This window comes from Bacteroides clarus (assembly GCF_015555825.1).
Taxonomy (GTDB): domain Bacteria; phylum Bacteroidota; class Bacteroidia; order Bacteroidales; family Bacteroidaceae; genus Bacteroides; species Bacteroides clarus.
Genome location: NZ_JADNLF010000016.1, coordinates 65,715 through 89,851, shown reverse-complemented (window position 1 = coordinate 89,851; position 24,137 = coordinate 65,715). Strand labels below are relative to the sequence as shown.

The 24,137-nt window shown below is 45.9% G+C and carries 22 protein-coding genes, 1 tRNA gene and 1 riboswitch; of the genes, 12 read left to right on the top strand and 11 right to left on the bottom strand.

All coding sequences use genetic code 11. The features are described from left to right. Window positions 1-9 precede the first annotated feature (9 nt). Genes I2F54_RS15145 through I2F54_RS15135 form a run of 3 tightly spaced genes read left to right on the top strand, consistent with a single transcriptional unit; the run spans window position 10 to window position 5,692 of the window. Window positions 10-3,039, top strand: a complete 3,030-nt coding sequence (locus I2F54_RS15145; RefSeq protein WP_338083451.1) for a SusC/RagA family TonB-linked outer membrane protein — start codon at window positions 10-12, stop codon at window positions 3,037-3,039. A 25-nt stretch (window positions 3,040-3,064) separates the two neighbouring features. Then, window positions 3,065-4,675 carry a RagB/SusD family nutrient uptake outer membrane protein gene (locus tag I2F54_RS15140; protein ID WP_087426654.1) on the top strand — a complete coding sequence of 537 codons (1,611 nt, stop codon included), beginning with the start codon at window positions 3,065-3,067 and terminating at the stop codon, window positions 4,673-4,675. Between the two features lie 27 nt (window positions 4,676-4,702). Continuing rightward, entirely contained in the window at window positions 4,703-5,692 is a 990-nt protein-coding gene (locus I2F54_RS15135; RefSeq protein WP_195501720.1) for a hypothetical protein, read from the top strand. A 92-nt stretch (window positions 5,693-5,784) separates the two neighbouring features. Here I2F54_RS15135 and I2F54_RS15130 read toward each other — a convergent pair whose 3' ends face one another. The 5 genes from I2F54_RS15130 to I2F54_RS15110 all read right to left on the bottom strand — a co-directional run bounded on the left by I2F54_RS15130 (window position 5,785) and on the right by I2F54_RS15110 (window position 9,422). Continuing rightward, window positions 5,785-6,441 carry a MarC family protein gene (locus I2F54_RS15130; RefSeq protein ID WP_165357040.1) on the bottom strand — a complete coding sequence of 219 codons (657 nt, stop codon included), beginning with the start codon at window positions 6,439-6,441 and terminating at the stop codon, window positions 5,785-5,787. A gap of 56 nt (window positions 6,442-6,497) precedes the next feature. Further along, window positions 6,498-7,190, bottom strand: a complete 693-nt coding sequence (locus I2F54_RS15125) for a YjjG family noncanonical pyrimidine nucleotidase (protein WP_009122897.1) — start codon at window positions 7,188-7,190, stop codon at window positions 6,498-6,500. Between the two features lie 83 nt (window positions 7,191-7,273). Further along, window positions 7,274-8,152, bottom strand: coding sequence for a Cbp1 family collagen-binding glycoprotein adhesin (locus I2F54_RS15120; RefSeq protein ID WP_009122896.1), 879 nt, complete (start codon window positions 8,150-8,152; stop codon window positions 7,274-7,276). A gap of 34 nt (window positions 8,153-8,186) precedes the next feature. After that, window positions 8,187-8,861, bottom strand: a complete 675-nt coding sequence (gene rsmI, locus I2F54_RS15115) for a 16S rRNA (cytidine(1402)-2'-O)-methyltransferase (protein WP_009122895.1) — start codon at window positions 8,859-8,861, stop codon at window positions 8,187-8,189. A 12-nt stretch (window positions 8,862-8,873) separates the two neighbouring features. Next, window positions 8,874-9,422: a hypothetical protein gene (locus tag I2F54_RS15110; RefSeq protein ID WP_195501718.1), complete on the bottom strand. Its 549-nt coding sequence runs from the start codon at window positions 9,420-9,422 to the stop codon at window positions 8,874-8,876. A gap of 109 nt (window positions 9,423-9,531) precedes the next feature. Here I2F54_RS15110 and I2F54_RS15105 point away from each other — a divergent pair, with 109 nt between their 5' ends. The 3 genes from I2F54_RS15105 (at window position 9,532) to I2F54_RS15095 (ending at window position 11,442) form a co-directional block, all read left to right on the top strand. Next, window positions 9,532-10,137, top strand: a complete 606-nt coding sequence (locus I2F54_RS15105) for a thymidine kinase (protein ID WP_009122893.1) — start codon at window positions 9,532-9,534, stop codon at window positions 10,135-10,137. A gap of 19 nt (window positions 10,138-10,156) precedes the next feature. Next, window positions 10,157-11,266, top strand: a complete 1,110-nt coding sequence (locus tag I2F54_RS15100) for an AI-2E family transporter (RefSeq protein ID WP_022219487.1) — start codon at window positions 10,157-10,159, stop codon at window positions 11,264-11,266. A gap of 100 nt (window positions 11,267-11,366) precedes the next feature. Continuing rightward, window positions 11,367-11,442: transfer RNA gene (locus tag I2F54_RS15095), tRNA-Lys, on the top strand. A 191-nt stretch (window positions 11,443-11,633) separates the two neighbouring features. Here I2F54_RS15095 and I2F54_RS15090 read toward each other — a convergent pair. Continuing rightward, window positions 11,634-12,176 (bottom strand): hypothetical protein, encoded by a 543-nt coding sequence (locus I2F54_RS15090; protein WP_181986734.1) that lies wholly within the window; start codon window positions 12,174-12,176, stop codon window positions 11,634-11,636. Between the two features lie 131 nt (window positions 12,177-12,307). On the opposite strand from I2F54_RS15090, the gene I2F54_RS15085 reads away from it, so the two are divergent. Further along, window positions 12,308-12,556, top strand: a complete 249-nt coding sequence (locus I2F54_RS15085; protein ID WP_009122890.1) for a hypothetical protein — start codon at window positions 12,308-12,310, stop codon at window positions 12,554-12,556. Between the two features lie 92 nt (window positions 12,557-12,648). Here I2F54_RS15085 and I2F54_RS15080 read toward each other — a convergent pair whose 3' ends face one another. Beyond that, window positions 12,649-13,500 carry a mechanosensitive ion channel family protein gene (locus tag I2F54_RS15080; RefSeq protein ID WP_195501721.1) on the bottom strand — a complete coding sequence of 284 codons (852 nt, stop codon included), beginning with the start codon at window positions 13,498-13,500 and terminating at the stop codon, window positions 12,649-12,651. Between the two features lie 123 nt (window positions 13,501-13,623). Beyond that, window positions 13,624-13,720: riboswitch (TPP riboswitch) on the top strand. 35 nt (window positions 13,721-13,755) lie between these two features. On the opposite strand from I2F54_RS15080, the gene I2F54_RS15075 reads away from it, so the two are divergent. The 3 genes from I2F54_RS15075 to I2F54_RS15065 are packed head-to-tail and all read left to right on the top strand — an operon-like array spanning window position 13,756 to window position 17,283. Then, entirely contained in the window at window positions 13,756-15,990 is a 2,235-nt protein-coding gene (locus I2F54_RS15075) for a TonB-dependent receptor (RefSeq protein WP_195501716.1), read from the top strand. A gap of 8 nt (window positions 15,991-15,998) precedes the next feature. Then, a complete protein-coding gene (gene pnuC / locus I2F54_RS15070) occupies window positions 15,999-16,616 on the top strand; it encodes a nicotinamide riboside transporter PnuC (protein WP_022219481.1) in 618 nt (205 codons plus the stop codon). Window positions 16,617-16,647: 31 nt separating this feature from the next. Next, the gene (locus I2F54_RS15065) at window positions 16,648-17,283 is read left to right on the top strand and encodes a thiamine diphosphokinase (protein WP_022219480.1); all 636 of its coding nucleotides are present in this window, start codon (window positions 16,648-16,650) and stop codon (window positions 17,281-17,283) included. Here the strand turns inward: I2F54_RS15065 and I2F54_RS15060 are convergent. Beyond that, entirely contained in the window at window positions 17,210-18,151 is a 942-nt protein-coding gene (locus I2F54_RS15060) for a DMT family transporter (RefSeq protein WP_022219479.1), read from the bottom strand. The genes I2F54_RS15065 and I2F54_RS15060 overlap by 74 nt on opposite strands. A 128-nt stretch (window positions 18,152-18,279) precedes the next feature. On the opposite strand from I2F54_RS15060, the gene I2F54_RS15055 reads away from it, so the two are divergent. Then, window positions 18,280-18,447 (top strand): hypothetical protein, encoded by a 168-nt coding sequence (locus I2F54_RS15055; protein ID WP_009122883.1) that lies wholly within the window; start codon window positions 18,280-18,282, stop codon window positions 18,445-18,447. Continuing rightward, window positions 18,432-18,752, top strand: a complete 321-nt coding sequence (locus I2F54_RS15050; protein ID WP_195501713.1) for a type II toxin-antitoxin system RelE/ParE family toxin — start codon at window positions 18,432-18,434, stop codon at window positions 18,750-18,752. The genes I2F54_RS15055 and I2F54_RS15050 overlap by 16 nt, the downstream gene beginning before the upstream one ends. 161 nt (window positions 18,753-18,913) lie before the next feature. On the opposite strand, the gene thrC is transcribed toward I2F54_RS15050, so the two are convergent. The 3 genes from thrC to thrA all read right to left on the bottom strand — a co-directional run bounded on the left by thrC (window position 18,914) and on the right by thrA (window position 24,006). Then, window positions 18,914-20,215, bottom strand: a complete 1,302-nt coding sequence (gene thrC / locus I2F54_RS15045; protein WP_195501712.1) for a threonine synthase — start codon at window positions 20,213-20,215, stop codon at window positions 18,914-18,916. Beyond that, on the bottom strand, window positions 20,212-21,465 hold the full coding sequence (locus I2F54_RS15040; RefSeq protein ID WP_022219477.1) for a cofactor-independent phosphoglycerate mutase: 1,254 nt from the start codon (window positions 21,463-21,465) through the stop codon (window positions 20,212-20,214). The genes thrC and I2F54_RS15040 overlap by 4 nt, the downstream gene beginning before the upstream one ends. Window positions 21,466-21,573: 108 nt before the next feature. Further along, window positions 21,574-24,006, bottom strand: a complete 2,433-nt coding sequence (gene thrA, locus I2F54_RS15035) for a bifunctional aspartate kinase/homoserine dehydrogenase I (RefSeq protein WP_195501710.1) — start codon at window positions 24,004-24,006, stop codon at window positions 21,574-21,576. Window positions 24,007-24,137 lie beyond the last annotated feature (131 nt).

Here is a 24,137-nt window from a genome sequence, read left to right as displayed (position 1 = left end):
TTATTATTTATAAGTTATTTATTTAGAGATATTTATGCATCTGATAGTTCTGCGAAGACTTTGCAGGTTTCGTTCGTGGGTATGCAGACGCAAGAGGTAGCAATCAAGCCGAATTTGAGAATCATATTAAAGTCTGATACAGAAGTGCTTGAAGAGGTTGTTGTTACAGCCTATGGTACTTCTACCAAAGGTTCTTTTACAGGTTCTGCTGCCGTAATGAAAGCAGATAAAATAGAAAAAAGACAAGTAGCTAATGTTTCTAATGCCTTAGCCGGTGCAGTAGCCGGTGTGCAGATTTTGAGTGATAATGGTCAACCGGGTGTGTCAGCAAAAGTACGTATTCGCGGTGTCGGTTCTATCAATGCAGGTACAGACCCGTTGTATGTTGTAGATGGTGTACCATTTGACGGTGACTTATCTACTATCAATACATCAGATATCGAGTCTATGACTGTCTTGAAAGATGCCGCTTCAACAGCCCTGTATGGTGCCCGTGGTGCCAATGGTATCATTATGATTACAACAAAGAAAGGTACCAGCGGTAAGGCTCGCATAAACTTTGATGCAAAATGGGGTGTTAACTCTCGCGCTATCAAGAACTACGATGTGATGACCAGTCCTAAGAACTACATTGAAACAGCTTATCAAGCTATTTATAACTCTCAGATTTCTCAGGGACTTTCTCCCGAAGCAGCCAATATCAAAGCTAATTCTATTTTGCCGACCAAAGCTTCCGGTGGTTTAGGATACAATATTTATACTACACCTGCTGGTGAACTGTTAATCGGCTCAAATGGAAGACTGAATCCAAACGCAACTTTAGGCTACAGCGACGGAAGTTATTACTACACTCCGGATAATTGGGCAGATGAAACATTCCAGAATAACTTACGCCAAGAATATAACATCAACGCTTCCGGCGGTAATGAAAAAGCAACGTATTATTTGGCTTTCGGCTATTTGGATGACCAAGGAGTGATTTCCGGTTCCGGCCTTACACGCTATAACGGACGCTTTAAAGGGGATTACAAACTGACACAATGGTTGAAGGTAGGCGCTAACTTCAGCTATATCAATTCACAGAGCCGCTACCCAGCAGAACAGGATGCGAATGCAACAGCTTCTTCAGGTAACGCATTCTTCGTTGCAAATAACATTGCTCCGGTATACCCGATGTATGTTCGTGACACAGATAAGAATATAATGTTGAATAACGGTCGTAAAGTATACGATTATGGAGACGGGCAGAGCACTAAGAACTCACGTTCTTTCATGTCAATTGCTAACCCGGCCGGCGACTTGACCTATAATAAAACAGAATATTTAATGGATGTAATCAATGTAAACTGGTTTGCAGAGATTAATCCGATAAAAGGTTTGAATGTATCAGCCCGTTTCGGTCTGAATGTAGACAATACTCGTTACAATGACTTGGGTAACGCCTATATGGGACAGAGTGCTTCTTATGGCGGTACAGCTTATCAAGCTGCGATGCGTACATATGGTTTCGACCAACAATACGTAGCCAACTATCAATTCGCACTCAAAGATGTCCACCATTTTGATATTACTGCGGGTTACGACGGATATACTTATGAATACACCGAATTATACGGTAACGCACAAAATCTGTATAATCCGGAAAGCTTCTATCTGAGTAATGCAATTGATAATTTCTCTGCAGGCGGTAAAAAAGACACTTATTCTACAAAAGGTTTCTTCGGACGTGTGAACTATTCATATAACGATACTTATTTCGGTAACATTTCTTATCGTCGTGATGCTTCATCACGTTTCTCTCCCGATAACCGTTGGGGTAATTTCTGGGCCGCAAGTGCCGCATGGATGATCAGCCGGGAAGATTTTATGCAAGATATTGCATGGATCAACATGTTGAAGTTGAAAGCATCTTTCGGACAACAAGGTAATGATGACATATTATACCCCGGAGTTGACCTTGACAAGAACTACTATCCCTGGATGGACCAATATAAAATGACGGGTGCCAATGGTATCTTTGCCGACGGAACTTTGTCTTATAAAGGTAATCCGGATCTGACTTGGGAAACTTCTACATCTTATAACATCGGTGTTGATTTTGCTTTGTTCGACAACACATTGAATGGTACTATTGAGTATTTCGGACGTAAATCGGATGATATGCTTTACAACAGACCGACAGCGGGTAGCTTAGGCTATACGGCAATTCCGATGAATGTAGGTTCTATGACAAACTCCGGTGTTGAAATCGATTTGAATTACCAGATTCTAAACAATTCCAAATTTAACTGGAATGTAAATCTGAATGCAACTTTCGTTCAAAACAAAATCAACAAGTTGCATCCTGACTTAAATGGTAAGATGATTGACGACACTCGTATCTACGAAGAGGGAGAATCAATGTACCGTATGTATCTGGTTGATTATGCCGGAGTTGATCCTGAGACCGGTGAAGCGCTATATTGGGCGGAGGATGGTGACGGTAACCGTATCAAGACTCCCAACTATACTACTGCCGAAGGTTATAAAGTAGCAACAGACGATATGATGCCTACTGTATATGGTGGTTTGGGAACTACATTTGAGGCCTATGGATTCGATGCATCTATCCAGTTATCTTACCAGTTGGGAGGTAAAATTTATGATTCCGGTTACAGACGTATGATGCATGGCGGTTCATCCAGCTTTGCCGGACAAAACTGGCATAAAGATATCTACAACGCATGGACACCGGAAAACACCAATACCAATATTCCGCGTTTAAATGCAAGCGATCAATATACGAACTCCACTTCTACACGTTGGTTGACAAACTCAAATTATCTCAGCATCAATAATATTACGGTAGGTTACACACTGCCCAAAACTTTAGTTCAAAAGATAATGCTCGAGAAAGTACGTGTATATTTTACAGCCGACAATGTGGGTTTGATTTCTGCACGCAAAGGTCTTGACCCTCGTCAGAGTTATATTTCTGCCACTACAGCACTTTATACTCCGATACGTACAATTTCCGGTGGTATCAGTCTTACATTTTAATTGATTAATAAATAGGAATTTGAATATGAAAACAAAATATATTTTCGCTTCCCTCTTGGTCGCATCTCTTACCTTTGCCGGTTGCGAGGACATGGATACACTTCCGGAAGGTAGCACTGTAACCTCTTCGCAAAAAGAAGAAATTGGCCAACAGGACCCTACTAAGATTGCGGCTCGTGTAAATGCTATTTTTGCACAATTCAACCAATATATGCCCAATGCAGGTGCGTTAAACGCAGAACGCCATAACGATATAGGTTATCCAAGTGTCATGTTGTTTACTGATACAAACGGTAATGACGTGGTAAGCGATAATAACGGTTATAACTGGGCAGGAAGTGATTTGGACTATACAGACCGTTCGCAAACCTCATTAGAGTGTCAGATGGTATGGAACGATATGTACTCTATCGTTTATGCCTCTAATAATGTTATCAGCGGTATCGACCCTCAAGTAGAAGATCCGACAGAACAATACTATCTTGCTCAGGGATTAGGCGCGCGCGCTTTTGCATATTGGGTTATGGCCCAACTTTATCAGTTCAATTATAAAGGTAATGAAACCAAACCGTGCGTACCGTTAATTACAGAAAAGAACATGGAAGAAGCTGCCACAAAGGGATGTCCCCGCGCAACCGTTCAGGACGTTTATACACAAATCACTACAGATTTGGCCTCTGCCATTGACTTACTGACTAAGTCTAAAGTAAAACGTACCGACAAACGTTACATTAGCTTAGCCGTTGCATACGGTTTAAGTGCCCGCGTTAATTTGACTATGCACGAATATGGAGCTGCGGCAACAGCTGCAGACAATGCCATCAAGGCAGCGGCAACAGAAGGACTGGCTCCCAGCAAGTATACTGAAAAAGACAACCAGAAAATTCTCGCTCCTGCTTTTTGGAGTTCGGATGAGCAAAACTGGATGTGGGGAATCATTGTTAGCGAAACAGACCGTGTTGTAACTTCGGGTATCGTAAACTGGCCTTCACACATGGGTTCCATGAGTTATGGATATGCCAATTATTCCGGCGGACGACAGATTAACAAAGAGCTTTATGAGGCAATTCCTAACAGCGATGCCAGAAAAGGTTGGTGGTTAGGTGCTGACTTGAAATCCAATAACCTTACAGAAGATCAACAGGCCATGATGACTGATTATGGATACGGAGCTTACACACAAGTTAAGTTTGCGCCTTATAAGAATGAGTTGGAAACATCTGTAAACGCCAATGACATACCTCTGATGCGTATCGAAGAAATGTATCTGATAAAAGCAGAGGGGGAAGCAATGTCCGGACAAGACGGTAAAACGACATTGGTTAACTTCGTTAAGAATTATCGTGACCCGAGCTATAGCCCCGGTACGGATATACAGGAAGAAGTATTCAAACAACGTCGTATCGAACTTTGGGGCGAAGGTTTAAACTGGTTTGACTTGATGCGTTTGAACAAAGGTGTTGACCGTCGCGGGGCCGGATATCCCAATAGTGAAATGATATTCAAAATCGAGCCTACCGACAATGTATTGTTATGGCCTATTCCGGAAGTTGAACTCCAATCCAACCAAGCGTTGAGCGAAGCAGACCAAAATACTCCGGGAAATACTCCCAAACCCGTTGCAGATAACAAATAATAGTATTATATCTAACAATCGAATCATATGAAACTAAATAAATACATATTAGGCTTATTGATAGCTCCCGCCTTTGCTCTTGCAGGTTGCAGCGATTATGAAGATACCGAAATCGCAAGCCCGCAAGCTGATGAAAACGCAATAGGCGCCAACTTTTCAGCGGCTTCAACTCCCGTTGTAATGCACCCGGATAAGACTTCTTTCACACTTACTTTAAACCGTGTGAATACCAAAGGGGCGGTTTCCGTTCCGGTCACTGTTGCTTCATGTGACGAAGTATCCACCGGGGTTAAATTCTGTGACCAACCAACTGCATTTTCATTTGCTGATGGTGAAGCGACAGCCAAAATAACACTTAATGTCAACGCAGCTTGTTTATTCCAAAAAACTTATGAGATGGCATTGACCATTGGTGAAAAGAAAGACCATCTCTATGCCCAAGGCACAACCTCTACCATCGTTTCATTTACCAAAGATTACACATGGCAAACACTCGGACAACCGGTGATTTTGGAAGATGGAAATGGTTGGGTAGGTCCCGGTGCCGGTATTCTCGCTCCTGTGGAATGGGCTTCCGACTACAAGAATGACAACGGAAACATGTTATTCAGAATTAAAGCCCTGTATGCCTATGCTGGCAAAGGAAGTGATGCAACGACCGGTCACCTGCAGTTCTTCCTTGATGAAAATTATGCTCCGGTAACAGAACGGTTCTCAACAAATGGTTACGACCCTGCAAATATTAACACCGGTATCCAGCAAAACAAACCAACAGACCCTGAAGAAGAACAAGAAGAAGCAGATAAAATCTACTATAAGCTTGACTTCACAGGTGTAACCGGCGGAACATACACAGAGGAGACAGAAGACGGTGAAACAATTGAAGTTCTGACTACTCCCTATGAATTCTCTTACAGAGTATTCTACACTCCCGAGGTAACAGTAACCTCTGTAAAAGCAACACTTGATTTTGACATTTTAAATGCTACAGAAGCTATCAAAGCAAAGCTGAAATAATAAGTCTTAAAGACTGATTATAAAAAAGGTTGCAAGTAGAAGACCGACTTCTTTCTTGCAACCTTTTTCAATATCCTGAGTTTTCAAGTTTCTTACTTAATCATCCCCAAATACCCTTCCTTAATTATATCCACCAATATCGGCTTCATTCCACTAACAAAACACTCCACGGCAATCACCATCAGAATCAGCCCCATCAGACGCATCATCACATTATTACCGGTCTCACCCAATAAATTAACCAAACGGGTGGAAGCTCTCAATATCAAGAATGTAAGAAAATAAATAAGGGCAATAGTACCTATAAGCACCCCTTTCATCTCAAAAGAATGTGCATCTTGCATCAGTACAATCGCATTGGCAATAGCACCCGGACCACACAACATCGGGATACCTAAGGGAGTAATTGAAATATCATCTGCATAGGTCTTAATTTCTTCGTCTTTTAACTTCATCGGCGTATAGCGTGCCTGCAACATATCAAAGCCAATCTTAAAAATGATAACGCCACCCGCTATTCGGAAACCATTCGTCGAGATACCGAAAAACTTGAAAAGGAATTGTCCGGCGAAGACAAAGACCATTAAAGTTATAAACGAGACCAGTGTGGCGCGGCTGACGATAGAACGGCGTTCTTTCTCCGTCATCCCCTGTGTCATCGTCAAAAAGACAGGCATCGTACCTAAAGGATTCGTCAACGTAAAGAAAGAAGTGAAACACAACAATGCAAAAGGAATGAGAGTTTCCATAATGGTAGTTTTATACGGTTATCATTGAAAGCAAAAGTACAACTAATCTCCCAATGTCACAATAAATCCAACAATTCTTTCAAATCCGTAATCTGATAGGTAGGAGTAAAAGGCAAATCCGTACGCCCGGACAGATTATAAAACACCTGATGCATTCCCACGCCGGCAGCTCCTGCAATATCATTTTCCCAACTATCTCCAATCATCAGCGAATCATTCAGTTCGGACTGGGTTGCCGAAAGAGCAAAATGAAAAATCTCCGGCCAGGGTTTCAGGATTCCGATATCATCGGAAAGAACCACTTTCCTGAAATATTTATCAATGTCCGACGAACGCATTTTATGGAACTGGAGTTCTTTAAATCCGTTTGAAAGAATATACAAATTATATTTCGCCGAAAGATATTCCAACACTTCACGCGCGTGAGGCATCAACTTGCTTTTGGTAGGAATCGTTGCGAGAGCATCTTTTTCGTATGCTTCTGCCAAAGCGGAGTCACCTGCTCCCACAGCCTCCAATGGATAGAGATAGCGTTGGCGGTTTAGCTCTTCTTTCGTCACTTTACCATCGGCATACTCTGCCCATAACTCCAGATTACGACGCTGATAGAGTGAATAATAATGCTCGAAAGAGTCAAAGAAACGGTCGTAATCATACTTCCGGTACATTTCTTCGTATGTATCACGAGCATTGGCAGAGAACGCCCAAAGCGTATCGTCCAAATCGAAAAAAAGATTTTTATAAGGCATAAAGAGAATACTAAAAAGGCTGTTTCAAAAGCAAGCCGACAAACGCTCTTTTGAAACAGCCCCATCAATTATCAATCAAGTAACTATTTCACTTGAATTACCAAATACTTGGAAACACTCCAGAACTCTTTCGGGTTGGTAATCTTCAAAGTCAACTGACCCTTATCATCTTTCTCCAAGGCATAAGAGCCGGTAGGATGAGTAGTCAGGATATCAGCATCCTTAGAATACAATTTGATTTCTTTAGTGGTACGAATATCAACCTGAGTAAAATAATCCTTATTGACATCGCCGTCTTTCAAAACCGAACCCTTCTTGAACAGACCGGAGCCGCTCAAAATCTTCTGATCTTTCAATTCTTTCTTCGTTCCGAATACAAACCAAGCGGTATTGAGCGCCTTATCCTGTTCTGCCACAGTCTTAGCTTTTGCCTCATTTTCAGCAGTCAGCTCACTCTTAACAGCATTCAAATCTGTTACGGCAGCATCCAGTTCCTGAATACGGATATTCTTGGAAGCCAATTCAGCCTGCAGTTCCTCAATACGCTGAGTCTTCGCATTCAACTCCTGCGTCAAAGACTCAACAGCCTTCTTCAATTGAGAAGAATTGGTTTTGCTACTTTTCAGCATAGACTGCAATTTCGCAATCTGCTGTTTGTTTTCTTCCATCTGCTTGCGAATGAATTCAATATCAGAGGCTATCTGCTGTTTTGCATTCAGAGAACCCTCTGCAACCGCACCACGCTGCAAGTCCACACGGCTCTCTGCCGCATTGATTTGGCGAAATCCTTCCGAAATATCATTGAAAGTACCCATCATCTCATCCAATTCAGCATTACGCTGAGTCAATTCCATCAAAAGAGAATCGTTTTCAGCTTTCAACTGGTCTTTGCTACCGCCAGAGAAGCTATCACATGAAGCCATAACGGCCGCACATACAATTAAAACAGCTAACTTTTTCATACGCTTTTGTTTTACGTTTTGTTAATGAAGTTATTTAATCGTCTATTCCTGCTACTACAATCACTATCTCACCACGCGGTTCGTTGGCGGTGAAATGTTCTATCAATTCGGTGAGAGTACCGCGTACCGTTTCTTCGTGTATCTTAGATATTTCACGAGAGACGGATGCCTGCCGCTCCGCACCAAAATATTCCGCAAACTGCGTCAGCGCTTTTACCAAACGGTGGGGGGATTCATAAAAGACCATTGTCCGGCGTTCTTCCGCCAGCCCTTTCAGCCGTGTCATCCTACCTTTTTTCTGAGGGAGAAAGCCCTCAAAGCAGAACTTCTCGTTAGGTAATCCTGAAGCCACCAATGCCGGAACGAAGGCTGTAGCCCCCGGCAGGCATTGCACTTCAATACCGTTGCGGACACATTCGCGAACTACCAGAAAACCCGGATCGGAGATTCCCGGAGTACCCGCATCCGATATCAGCGCTACGGTTTCACCGCCCTTTATTCTATTTACAACACTTTCTACCGTTTTATGTTCATTAAATTTATGGTGAGACTGCATCGCATTCTTTATCTCAAAATGCTTCAGTAATATTCCGGAAGTCCGTGTATCTTCGGCCAGCACCAAATCCGCTTCTTTCAGAATGCGAATCGCACGGAAAGTCATATCTTCCAAATTTCCTACCGGTGTAGGCACCACATAAAGTTTTCCCATATCCGCTACTTTTTAACTGAAATACTTCTTGAGAAGTTCCACAAAATCCGCCGTCGCCTCATTCTCCTCGTCCGGCCGAACCGTTGATATAAAAACAGCCATCGCCTCATCCAAAGAAGAAGCCTCACCCAACCGGCGTACCACTTCATTCATACGCGCCGTATCCCCGTTAAACAGTTCGCGGGTAAAGCGGAACGAATCATTCAGGCTGATAGCGTGGCGTAAGTCCTTAGCCGGTTTAATACGTTCGGCCAAAATCGGCGAAGCGGGAGCTGCGATATCCGAAACGGGAGCCGTTTCAACCGGGGTTTCTGCCACAGGTTCGGAAACAACGTCCGATTCGGTCATGCCCTGCACGGTATCAGGAGCGGTCTGTCCCGCCGGAGTTATCACAAAAGCGGCATCCAGCAATTTGGTCAGCGCATCCAGCCGTTCCTGCATTTGATGGATATTCCTTTTGGCAACTATCTTCAACACAGGATTTGCATCGGCGGATATCGACTGCATCAAACATTTCAATTCCTGAACATCCAGTTCTATATCATTCAATAATGCTTGCATATCCTTCTCCCGTCCGTATTAATGGTACAAATGTAGAAATAAATAATGAAAAAATACCTGGAAGCAAACAAAATCATTACTTTTGCGACTGAATATAACACTTAAAAACATGGTATTATTCTCGGAAGACCACATACAGGAAACCAAACGCAGAGGGAGAATCGAAGTGATATGCGGCTCTATGTTCTCCGGCAAGACTGAAGAGCTTATACGCCGTTTGAAACGTGCCAAGTTCGCCAAACAACGTGTCGAAATATATAAACCTGCAATAGACACGCGCTACTCGGAAGCAGATGTCGTATCGCACGACAGTCACACCATATCTTCCACTCCGATAGACTCATCGGCAAGTATTCTGTTATTCACGTCCGAGATAGACGTAGTGGGCATTGATGAAGCGCAATTCTTTGACGAGGGTCTGATCGATGTATGCAACCAGCTTGCCAACAACGGTATACGTGTCATCGTAGCCGGACTGGACATGGACTTCCGCGGCAACCCTTTCGGGCCCATGCCGGGACTGTGCGCCATTGCGGACGAGGTGTCCAAAGTACATGCCATTTGTGTAAAATGCGGCCAACTCGCCTCATTCTCCCACCGTACCGTGAAAAACGACAAGCAAGTACTGCTGGGTGAAACAGCCGAATACGAGCCTTTGTGCCGCGAGTGCTATTTACAAGCGATAAAGGAAGACCGGCAAGCAGCAAGCGATTAGTAAATTAACACAGAAGTCTATGGAACGTAAAAAGATTACATTCGACAGTTTTATCCGCGGTGTCATTTTAGGAGTTATCATTATCGGCATATTGATGCTTCTGAAGCGTTTAAGCAGCGTTCTATTGCCTTTCTTTATCGCCTGGCTTATTGCCTATCTGATATATCCGCTGGTCACATTCTTCCAGTACAGGCTAAAGTTAAAGAACAGGATCGTATCCATATTCTGCGCATTATTGGCGCTCCTGATTGTAGGTGCCGGAGCTTTCTATCTGTTAGTTCCCCCCATGATACAGGAGTGCGGCAGAGTACAGGCCTTATTGGTTCAATACTTTTCGCACGGAACATACAACAGCAATGTGCCAACCTCTCTTTCCGAATTCTTACGGGACAATATCGATGTCAAATTCATAACCGAACTATTCAATAAAGAGAACCTGCTGGATGCGCTCAAAGAAGCCGTTCCCCGTCTATGGTCTTTACTATCGGATTCCATCGACCTATTATTCAGCGTATTCACTATATTCATCATCCTGCTATACATCATCTTCATTTTATTGGACTATGAAAGTATCGCTGAAGGCTGGACACATCTCGTACCCCTGAAATACCGTTCTTTCGTAGTGGGCATACTGAACGACGTAAAAGTAGGTATGAACAGATACTTCCGCGGGCAAGCATTCGTAGCTTTATGCGTCGGTATTTTATTCAGTATAGGCTTCCTCATCATAGACTTCCCGCTGGCCATAGGTCTCGGGCTGTTCATCGGAGCATTGAATATGGTGCCTTATCTTCAAATCATAGGTTTTGTTCCTACCATCATACTGGCAATCCTCAAAGCGTCCGACACGGGTGGGAATTTCTGGATAATCATCGCCTCGGCCATGGCGGTATTCATTGTAGTGCAAGCTATTCAAGACGGATTCATCGTACCGCGCGTCATGGGAAAAATTACCGGACTAAATCCCGCTATCATTCTATTGTCACTTTCTATATGGGGCTCATTAATGGGGATGTTGGGAATGATTATCGCGCTCCCGCTTACAACGTTAATGCTTTCCTATTACCAACGTTTCATTATCAACAGAGAAAATATTCATAAGACAGAACCATCTGATAATCAAACATAAGAAAACAAACAGCAAGAATAATGCAAACTTTTTTCGCCACAAGCCTTGCATATTCAATAAAAGTACCTATCTTTGCACCCGCTTAACAGCAATAAGGATTGATTCGCTAGCTCAGCAGGTAGAGCACAACACTTTTAATGTTGGGGTCTTGGGTTCGAGCCCCAAGCGGATCACCAAAGAGGAAGCTACCACATGGCTTCCTCTTTTTTTATCACATACCGATAACAAATCCGTCCTACGGAACGAATAAATCCGTCTCACGAGCCAAATTATTTCATCCTGCGGGAGGATCTATTTCGTCCCGCAAGACGAAATTATTCAGCTCACGGGACAAAACCAGCCGCCATTAACAAAGCTTTGTCCGTTACTATATTCCCTTCTTTATGACCGGAAGTCCAAATCCGCCCCGAATTAAAGACAGCACTTTCGGCTTCCCTTTCCGTGCTTTCCGGTAGACGGCACGAGAAACATGCAATGTCTCCACCTTACCATTATCAAAGGCAACTTCCAGATAATATTCATAGCGCATGCCATCGGACACATAGCGGTGTTTTCCTACCCTACGCCTTTTTTCATGCTGCTCCATACGTTTATCGAGTACGGTTACTGTTACCTCATGCTCGGAAGCGGCATCCGCCGACAGGTAGTTGCCGGCAAGGAACAATACATAGCAGACGGAACCTACGCACACCAAATGGCAGAGCACATTCACAATTCTGTTCTCCATGGTCGTCAGCCATATCCATTTCCGGTAGAGAGGAAGCGTCAGCATGCCCGCCGCCAATGCTACGCCAACGGGTATCCACCAGGCTGCCAACGTTTTCTCGGAAATCACATATCCCATAGCGCCCGAAAACAACACAACCAAGACAACAAAAATGCGTAATATTTTAATAAACAGAGTTCCCATCGCTTCAATTTGTATTTTCCTGCAAATATAAAAATAAAAGCGACATAACAAATTCTCCCGTACCGCATTCCGCATGAACTAACTTACCCGACGGAACGTTATAACCATACTAACTTAAAGAAGCAACCATCATGGAAAAAAACTTGATTCATAGTAATGAATTGCATTTCATTGACAAGAAACGCATTCACCGGGCAGTAGAGCAGCTGGTTGAGTCATTGGAGCTGGCCGCAGGGTCCACAACAGGATTCAATCTGTATGCAGTAGTAGAGAGCTATTTCACCGACTTGGACAAACGAAGGGAAATAAACCGTTTGCTCCATCTTGAGCAAAATATTTGCGAAGAAGTGGAAGAAGAACTTGGAGTATACGAAATGTAAAACAATGTATGTACATCGATACAAAAAGGAAGCTGCATCAAAAAATGCAGCTTCCTTTTTGTATCATATTTCTTCCGTATTCGGATTCTTTATCAATCCTTTGCCTGATGTACCGTCAACTGCGGGAACGGGAAACCGATTCCTTCTTCGTTGAATACAGTATAAATGGTCTTGTTCATATCAAAATAAACTCCCCAGTAATCACTGCTCTTCACCCAAACACGGATAACGAGGTTCACGCTGCTGGCATCCAAAGCATGCAGGGCCACAAAAGGTTCCGGAGTATCCAATACGCGGCTGTCTGCCGCAAGTACACGGCGCACGGTACTTTCCACCTTGTCGTAATTCTCGCCGTACTCCACACCGATAATCCATTCCACGCGACGGGTGTCTTCCCGACTGTAATTAGTCACGGTTCCACTGCTTAAAGCGCCGTTGGGAATATAAATCACCTTATTGTCGGACGTAGTAAGGATAGTATGGAATATCTGGATTTCGCGCACCGTACCGGATACACCCTGACTTTCAATCCAGTCGCCCACCTTGAACGGACGGAATAACAAAACGATAAGTCCGCCGGCAAAATTCTGCAGATTACCGGACAGCGCCATACCTATCGCCACACCGGCAGACGCCAGCAAAGCGGCAAACGAAGTCGTCTCGACCCCCAACTTACCGATAACGGCTATAATCAGCAGAATTGTCAACAGTATGTTCACAAGGCTCTTGACGAAGCTCTGAATACTTGCATCGATATTCCGCTTCACAAGAAGTTTGGACACCAGCTTTTTGATGAAAGAAATAAGGAAACGTCCCACCACAAAGATGATAGCCGCCCCTATGATACGGCCGCCGGCTCCCACTCCCCAGTCTATCAGTTGCTGCATAAAAATCTGAAGTTTGCTGAAGCCCTCTTCAGAAGCCTGGACGGCAAACACCGCCATTAATAAAGATGATAACATAATGATTTATAGTTTATAAATTACTGAATGCAAAATTAACAAATAAATCTATTTTCCGTTCACATTATTTGTACCTTTCGGCCAAAAGAGATACTTTTGCACCCGATTTCAACTAAGGGGTGCCCTAATATGACGGGCTGAGAACATACCCATTGACCTGATCCGGGTAGTGCCGGCGGAGGGAAAAGAAGAAAAGTTCCCCTTTTCTGTATTCATCTTTAATAGTTTAAATTGCAAATGAGAAAGTATGCAATGGCGGCATGTCTGTTTATGGCAGCGCTGAATGTCTGTGCACAGACAAAGGAAAAAGACAGTCTGCGAGTGATAGACTTGCAGGAGGTAGAGATTATCTCCACACGTGCCACAGGAACCACTCCGGTGGCGTTTACCAACATCAACAAAGAACAACTTAAAAAGCAGAACTTCGGTCAGGACTTGCCGTATCTGTTGAGCATGACACCTTCCGCCATCACCACCAGCGATGCCGGAGCGGGTATCGGCTACACTACGTTAAGAGTTCGCGGCACAGACGGAACCCGCATTAACGTCACCGCCAACGGCATTCCCATCAACGATGCCGAAAGCCATAATGTATTCTGGGTGAACCTGCCCGACTTCGCATCGTCCGTCAAAGACATGCAGATACAACGCGGTGCAGGAACTTCCACCAATGGCGCAGGAGCTTTCGGAGCCAGCATCAACATGCAGACCGGAGACTTCTCGCTGAAACCGTATGCCGAGCTGAACGGTTCGTACGGCTCGTTCAATACGCACAAAGAAACGGTAAAAGCGGGTACGGGACTTATCAACGAGCATTGGTCTTTCGACGCCCGCCTGTCCAATATCAGTTCGGACGGATACATCGACCGCGCATCGGTCGGGCTGAACTCTTACTACCTGCAAGGTGGGTATTACAACGACAACACCTCCGTCAAACTGATAACGTTCGGCGGTAAAGAACGCACTTACCATGCCTGGAATTACGCCAGCAAAAAAGAAATGGAAAAATACGGCCGCCGCTACAACTCCTGCGGGTATATGTACACCGACGACAACGGCATAGACCACTTCTACGAAGACCAGACTGACAATTACGTACAGAAGAATTATCAGCTGCTTTTCAACCACAACTTCACTTCCGCCTGGAATGTAAACGCAGGTCTGCACTACACCAAAGGAGACGGCTACTATCAAGAGTACAAAGACGGGCGCGAGCTGGTGGAATACGGCCTGCTTCCGTACGAACACGACGGTGAAACCGTAAACGAGAGCGACCTTATCCGCAAAAAAGCAATGGACAACCGCTTCGGCGGCGGTATCTTCTCCGTTAATTATAAGGGTGACCGCCTTCACGCATCCCTCGGCGGCGGGCTGAACCGCTATGACGGCGACCACTTCGGCAAAGTGTTGTGGGTGAAGAACTACATCGGCAACCTCGACCCCGACAAAGACTACTACCGCAACAATGCCACCAAGAATGACGGTAACCTCTACCTGAAAGCCGACTACGAGTTGTGCAACGGTCTCAATGTCTATGCGGATTTGCAGTACCGCCACATCTCTTATAAGATGTACGGACAGAACGACAAGTGGAACAGCGTTACCAATGACGGCTTGCAGCAACTCGCCATTCACGAGAAGTTCGACTTCTTCAATCCCAAAGCCGGACTGTCGTGGCAGCTCAACCGTAACAACCGGATATACGGTTCGTTCAGCGTAGCCCACAAAGAGCCGACGCGCAACAACTATACGGACGGCAAGTTCACCGAGCATCCCAAAGCAGAGCGTTTGTTCGACTACGAGCTGGGTTACACCTTTGCCGATTCATGGCTGACATTCGGTGCCAACCTATACTACATGGATTACAAAGACCAGTTGGTGCTGACCGGCGAACTGAATGAAATCGGTGAAGCCGTAGCCGCCAATGTGCCCGACAGCTATCGCATGGGTATCGAACTGATGGCAGGCTTAAAGCTGCCTTGCGGCTTCCAATGGGACATCAACGCCACTTTGAGCCGTAACCGCGTAGAGAACTTCACCGAAACCCTTTACGAGAACGAAGACCCGGCGGGCGAAAAGTGGAGCACCTATCTGGGCGACACTCATATCGCCTTCTCTCCCGACTTCCTGCTGAACAACCGCTTCGGCTATACTTACAAAGGCTTTGAAGCATCTTTGCAATCACAATACGTCAGCAAGCAATACATGAGCAACCTGGACTGTAAAGACCATATTCTGGATGCCTATTTCGTCAGCAACCTGAACTTATCATACACGTTTACGTTACCCAAAATAAAGTCGGTAACCATAGGCTGTACCGTCTACAACCTCTTCAATGAAGAGTACGAAAACAATGGCTACGCAGGCAGCGGTTTCTATTACGAGGGCGGGCAGAAAGTACGCTACAATTATGCAGGATATGCGGCGCAGGCCGGTACCAATGTATTAGGACATATCTCTTTGCGTTTCTAAACTTGATTATGGAGCAGACACTCGAAATTATCGGAACACTTGTCGGACTTCTCTACCTCTGGCTGGAATATCGGGCAAGCATCTATCTTTGGATAGCGGGCATCATCATGCCTGCCATCTACATCTTCGTGTACTACAACGCGGGTCTGTACGCGGATTTCGGCATCAACATCTACTATCTCGGAGCCGCCATATACGGCTGGACGATGTGGAAGTACGGAGCATTCCTGCGGCGTACCATCCTGAAAAGAAAAGCCTCGGAAGCGGAAAACCGGCAACAGGAGTTACCCATCACCCGCATGCCGCTGCGGTATCTGCTACCGCTCGTTGCGGTATTTGCCGTCACTCTTGCGGGCATTGCCTGGATACTTATCAACTTTACAGACAGCAATGTTCCGTGGCTTGACTCCTTTACCACCGCGCTCAGCATTGTCGGCATGTGGATGCTGGCACGCAAATACGTGGAGCAATGGTGGGCATGGATAGGCGTAGACGCTGTAAGCACAGGTCTGTACATCTATAAAGGACTTGATTTTACCGCCGCACTATACGGCCTTTACACAATAATCGCTATCTTTGGCTACTTCAAATGGAAGAAGATGATGAAGCAAGAGGCTGATTTATGATTTATAAATTCCGATTTATCAATTATCGACTATGAAAGTGGATGCTGTAATTTTAGCCAACGGAGAATACCCTGCCGCCGCCCCGCCTTTACAAATATTGGCGGACGCTCCCTACGTAATCTGCTGCGACGGCGGCGCGGACGAATATATCCGGAACGGACATATCCCCAATCTTATTATAGGTGACGGCGACTCCATCAGCGAGGAGAATCGCAAGAAGTACGGATATCTGCTCCACCGCATTTCCGAACAAGATACGAACGACCAGACGAAAGCCGTCAACTATCTGTTGTCACAGGGCAAACGCCGGATAGCCATCGTAGGCGCCACCGGCAAACGCGAAGACCACACCTTGGGAAACATCAGCCTGCTCATGGACTATATGCGTGCAGGAGCCGATGTTCGTACCTACACAGACCATGGTGTCTTTATCCCTTGCCGGGACACACGTACCTTTGCCTGCCGGCCGGGGCAGCAAGTATCCATCATCAACTTCAATGCCCGCAACCTGCATGGGCTTGGTTTGGTATATCCTCTCAGCGACTTCACCAACTGGTGGCAGGGCACTCTCAACGAATGTACCGGGACAGAATTTACGATTGAGGCTGAAGGGGAGTATTTGGTCTTTTTGAATTTCCCTCAGCCACTTCCACAAAGTACACGCTGATACAAATCATGGCAATGGCGACGGCCTGCGTCCAACTGAACCGGTCTTGTCCCAAAGCAAGGGAGACAACCGTGGTCACTACCAATATCAGATAACTGTAAATAGCGACAACGGTAGTCTTCAGGTACTTCAATCCGATAGGAACCAGAAAATAGCTGAGATAAGTAGGGAAAATAAGCACAAATGCAAGTACCGCCCATGCCGTCCAGTGCCACTCGCCTCTCCAGGCATCTGCAAACATCGGTGCATCCCACCCCATCACGGATGAAACGATTATTCCGGAAACAGCCGCACCGCCAAAGATGTATTTCATCATCGTCACTACTCCTACCTTCTCCAACAACTTCTTGCTCACAATCAGGTAAATCGCAAAAACAAACGAGCTAATCATACAAAGCAGATTGCCGGTGAACGCATCGTGTGCCAAATCATCGCTGCCCTGCGTCAGGATACACAGCATCGCACCGCCAAAACCCAAAGCGATACCGATAATCTTCATCACCGTAGCTTTCTCATGCAGAAAGAATACCGAAATAAGAAACACCCAGATAGGCTGCATCGAATTGAATATGGCACTCGACACCGGAGTGGTTTTGCTGATGCCCAGCAGATAGCAGAACATAAATCCGTAAAGCCCGAACGCTCCCAGGCAGAACAGCATGAGGCGTTGCTTTTTTGTAACCGCCGCTTCTTTTATGAAGCATCCCGTCACCCAAAAAGCCACCGCCGCAAACACGCACCGTATGGTGACACCCGTTAAAGCTCCCAACCACAAAGGCAACAAATACTTCAATCCGTTCATGTTCAGACCCGCCATGACACGGGATGCAACCATACTGAGATTGGCTTCCAGCTTTTTATCTTTCATGAGACTATCTACATTGAGTTTGAGGTATTGAGAACGTACGGTATCGGAAAATGTTCGGAAACAAGCGGAGCCTTATCCTAAACAATTCATAACTTTACAACGTTTTAAGGGAAACAGGAGACTGGAAAATGAAAGAAACAGAACCGAAACAAACGTCACAACCCGCCAAACAGGTACTCGTGTTCTCCACCCGCTTACGCCAAGACATTCAAACCGCCTGCCGGCAACTGGAGAACGGAGAAGGACAAGAAAATATAACCATCAATAAGGAGGCTGAGTCATGGTTAAACAAATAAATTGGTCGCCACTCGCCAAAGAAGAGCTCAGAAATCTGTTGCTGTCCTCCCTGCAAAAGCACGGGAATAAAGAGCAGGGAAAGGTCATATATTCGCTCTTTCAAAATGCGCTCCACCGCATTACTCTAAATCCTTTTATCGGACAAGCCACGGAAGCGGATAATATACGATATATCACTCCCCACCCCGACTATACGCTATTCTACCGCCACAGCCTTCTGAAAATAGAAGTACTGGTGCTCTGGAACAACAGCCACAAAGCCGGAAAGATAAAGGCCATTCTCAAAGAAAACCCAAAGTGTTAAAACGAGTATTAGTTCTCATCCCGTCATTTAGAGGAACCTTGCGGCGAAGAATTCCCTCTCTTGTATGCAAGGAGAAGGGATTCTTCACTTCGCTCCGAATGACGGGATGAGAACTAATACTCGTTTTGGCGTATCACCATCTTATTAGAAAGAGTGAGTAATCAGATACTCATCAAATAACGCTTGAAGTCCGCAAAGTCTTTCGACATGGGCAGGCTTTTCTTTTCGCCACGCATAAAGGCTTGCAGCTTCTCCGGTATCCGCACCGCTTCACCGATAATATTCTCCACCGTGTCTTTGAATTTGGCAGGGTGAGCCGTCTCCAGGAAGACTCCCGTCTCGCCCGGTTGCAAGCTCTCTTGCAATGCACGGAAACCGCATGCGCCATGAGGATCGAGCAAATAACGCTCATTCTTCCAAACATCTTTCATGGTTTCGGCAATCTGTTCGTCCGTATAAGTAGCGCCGCTTATCTCTGCCGAGATAGCCGCATGACTACCGCCATAGAGGTCGAGGACACGCGCAAAGTTGCTCGGGTCGCCCACATCCATGGCATTGGCAATCGTGGCGATACTGGGGCGCGGCGTATAAACACCCGTCTGCAAATATTGATAGAATATGTCGTTACGGTTATTGGATGCTATGAAACGCTTCACCGGCAGTCCCATACGTTTGCCGAACAAACCTGCCGTTATATTACCGAAGTTACCGCTTGGCACGCAGATTACGGCATCAGCGGCCTTTCCCGCCCGCTTCAACTGTGCATAAGCATAGAAATAGTAGAAAGCCTGCGGCAGGAAACGCGCTACATTAATGGAGTTGGCGCTGGTCAGTTGCAAACGGCTGTTAAGTTCCTTGTCCATGAAAGCCGCTTTCACCAATGCCTGACAATCGTCGAACGTACCGTCCACTTCAAGAGCCGTGATATTCTTTCCCAGTGTAGTGAATTGCTTTTCCTGAATTTCACTGACCTTGCCTTTCGGATAAAGCACATAAACATGGATACCTTCCACGCCGAGGAAGCCATTGGCTACGGCACTGCCCGTATCGCCCGAGGTGGCAACCAGTACATTTACCTGCTTCTTACCCTCTTTTCTGATGAAATAGCCCAGCAAACGCGCCATAAAACGACCGCCTACATCCTTAAAGGCAAGTGTGGGTCCATGGAACAATTCGAGGGAGTAGATGTTTTCCGTCACCTTTACCAAAGGAACGTCGAAACTCAATGTATCATATACGATCTGCTTCAATGTGTCTGCCGGAACATCTTCGCCAAAGAAAGCATCCGCTACCCGATAAGCTATCTCCTGAAAACCGAGCGTATCGATGCTGTCGTAGAATTCCTGCGGCAACGGTTTGATGGTAAAGGGCATGAAAAGCCCTTTGTCTGCGGCAAGCCCTTTCACTACGGCTTCTTCGAGGGTAACGTCGGGGGCTTGTTTGTTGGTACTGTAATATTTCATAACTCTTTCATAAATTCGTTTATAAACTCATCTTCTTTCATCAGGCCGTAGCTGCCGCTGCAAGCGGCAACCTCATCGAAAGTCTGCACTTCGTCCGGTTCGATGCCCGGATACCAGATAAAGAAAGGTATCGGTTCGTTGGTGTGCGTACGCAGCTCGCAAGGAGTGGGATGGTCTGGTAAAACGGCTATTGCGACAGGCTCTTCCCAACCTTTCACTGCTTCATAGATAGGACCTACGGCACGGCTGTCCAAGTTCTCAATGGTCAGCATCTTCAAGGGAACATCTCCTTCGTGCCCGGCCTCATCGCTGGCCTCGATATGCAGATAAACGAAATCATCCGTTTTCAAGGCATCAAGGGCGGCAGCCACTTTATTCTCGTAGTTGGTATCGTACAGTCCGGTCGCACCTTCCACCGTCAGACGGCGCAGTCCGGCATAATAGCCGATACCGTTAATCAAGTCTACGGCAGAGATAACAGCGCCTTTCTTCACTTGAGGAAACTTATCCGAGAGTTTCTCCATCTGCGGACGATACCCCGGACTCCATGGCCAAATACTGTTAGCCGGGTCTTTACCTTCGGCCGCACGTTTCCTGTTCACGGGATGCTCTTTCAGCAGCTCCTGCGACCGCATGATTAAGTCGTTAATCAGGTCGGCGGTTTGCTGCGGGGTTAAATCGGCTTGTCCTTCGGGAACAGTGATACCCTCCGTACCGGGCATAGGCTTCACCAGCAACGGCCGATAGGGTTTCAGGGGAACATCATGCGGGGGAGTACAGTCTATCCGCTTGTCTCCGCCTTTTATTACCAGCAAATGCCGGTATTGCACACCTGTGTGGAAGCGCACACGCTCACTGCCCAAATGTTCCTGCAGATATTTCACCAGTACATCGGCTTCTTCGGTCGTGATATGTCCCGCCGAATGATTCTTTATATCATCCCCTTCAATACAGATAATATTACAGCGCATCGCCATTTCACCCGGCTTCAGGTCTACTCCGATACTCGCCGCTTCCAACGGACCGCGTCCCTCGTATACTTTCGGCAAGTCATAGCCCAAAACAGACATATTGGCCACCTCGCTACCCGGATGAAAACCATCGGCAACAGTCTTCAACCTGCCTACACGTCCCATCCCTGCGAGCTTATCCATATAGGGCGTTTTGGCAGCCTGCAACAAAGTCTTGTCTCCCAAAGACTTTACAGGCCAGTCGGCCATACCGTCGCCCAATATAATAATGTGTTTCATCTTTGTAAATGAAGAATTAAGAATGAAGAATGATGAATTAAAAATGATAAATTAAGAACCATCGCGCAGCCCGAATTCTTCATTCTTAATTCTTCGTTCTTCATTTAATTAAACGTTCGCAATACTCATAATATCGGCAAATACCCCCGCAGCCGTTACACCTGCGCCGGCTCCGTAACCCTGTATCATCATAGGATATTCCTTATAACGCTCTGTGGTCAGCAAGATAATGTTGTTGCTGCCTTCCAGACCGTAGAACGGATGGTTGACACCGACCTCCTGCAGTCCTACGGATGCCTTGCCGTTCTCCAGCTTGGCAACGAAACGCCAGTGCTTGTTTTCCGCTTCCAACACCTTGCGGCGTGCTTCAAAGCCGGCGTCAAGGCTCGGCACTTTCTTCCAGAAATCATCCAAAGAACCTTCAAAGAAGTCATCGGGTACAAAGAGGTTCTTTTCCACATCGCTTTGTTCGATGCGATAACCGGCTTCACGCGCCAGAATTACCAGTTTGCGGATTACATCCTTGCCGCTAAGGTCGATACGCGGGTCTGGTTCGGAATAACGTTCCTCCTGAGCCATCTTAATGGTCTTGCTGAAAGGAATATCCGCGCTTATCTTGTTGAAGATATAATTCAGTGTACCGCTCAGCACGGCTTCAATCTTCAGTATCTTGTCGCCGCTATGGATAAGGTCGTTAATGGTATTGATGATGGGCAGGCCTGCGCCGACGTTTGTCTCAAACAAATATTTCACACCGCGCTGGCGGGCTATCTGCTTCAACTCACGATAGTTTTCGTATTCCGAAGAAGCGGCAATCTTATTGGCGGCAACTACCGATACGTTGTGCATCAGAAGGTCTTTATAAAGGGAAGCCACTCCCGCGCTCGCCGTACAATCCACGAATACGGAATTAAAGATGTTCATGCCAATAATCTCGTCACGGAGTGTATCCAAAGAACTCTCCTTGCCTTTCTCCGCCAACTCTTCACGGAAACGTCCCAAGTCAAAGCCCTCACGACCGAACATGGCTTTGGACGCATCGGCAATGCCTACCACATTCAGTTGCAAACCGTTCTCCTGCATCAACTTCTGACGCTGGCTGTGAATCTGTTCTATCAAACTGCCGCCTACCGTGCCAACACCGCATATAAAGAGGTTCAACACCTGATATTCCGACAGGAAGAAAGAATCATGGATAACATTCAGGGACTTGCGCAGGGACTTGCTGTCCACCACAAATGAAATATTCGTTTCCGAAGCGCCCTGTGCACAGGCTATCACATTGATACCGTTACGTCCCAGCGTACCGAACAGCTTACCGGCAATACCCGGTGTATGCTTCATGTTCTCGCCAACGATAGCCACCGTAGCCAAATCCTTTTCCGCCTGTATGGGCGAAATCTCTCCCATTTCAATCTCTTTGGCGAACTCCTCGTTCAGCACTTCGCAAGCCAGGTCGGCATCCGCATTACGCACACCGATGGAAGTAGAGTTCTCCGAAGATGCCTGTGATACGAGGAACACGCTGATACCATTCTTTGCCAAAGCCTTGAAGATACGGTAGTTCACACCAATCACGCCCACCATACCGAGCCCCTGCACCGTTATCAGGCTCGTATCGTTAATGGACGAAATACCTTTAATGGCTTTGCTCTGCGGATTGGAAACCTCTTGCTTGATAACGGTTCCCGCTCCTTCGGGATTGAAAGTATTCTTTATTATAATAGGTATGTTCTTATGGCAAACCGGATAAATGGTAGGCGGATACACCACTTTAGCACCGAAGTTACAAAGCTCCGTAGCCTCTACATAGCTCAGCTCATTAATAGTGTAGGCAGTGGAAATCACACGCGGGTCGGCGGTCATGAAACCATCCACATCCGTCCAGATTTCCAGCGCATCGGCATCCAATGCCGCGGCTATAATGGCAGCCGTATAGTCGGAACCGCCGCGACCGAGGTTAGTCACCTCGCCCGTAATCTTGTCCGTAGAGATAAATCCCGGAACCAATACGCGTTTAGGCATATCCTTGAACGTCTCACGTACCAAAGAGGTGGTAAGTTCCGTATCCAATACATGCTTGGAATGTTTCTTCTCCGTTTTGATGAACCGGCGCGAATCAAACCATTCAGCGCCCGTCAGTTGCGCCGCAATAATAGATGAAAGGCGTTCGCCGTAACTCACAATCGTATCGGATGTCTTTTGCGAAAGGTCTTTTATCAGATAAATTCCCTGGAAGATGTCCTTCAATTCGTTAAGCAACTCTCCCACCTGGCGTTGCAGCGATACTTGCGCTTCGCCTGCCGGAATTACTTCCTTTATCATTTCCACATGACGATAGACAATCTCACGAAACTCGTTTTCATAAGAGGAGTCACCGGCCGCCGCCATTTTCGAAGTATTAATCAGTTTGTCCGTAATACCGCCCAATGCGGATACTACCACTATTAAGGGTTCGTTTATAGCCTCTACAATTCTCTTAACGCTTAAAATACTGTTCGCGGAACCTACGGATGTTCCGCCGAATTTTATTACTTTCATTTCTTTTTATCGGATTGAAACGGTTGATACAATGTGTCAAAAACAAGCTGCCATAGCCCGTATAGACTTTAACTAAATAAGAAAAACTGCTGAAAATCGGTGTAACACGTAGAAACACAAAATACTATCCC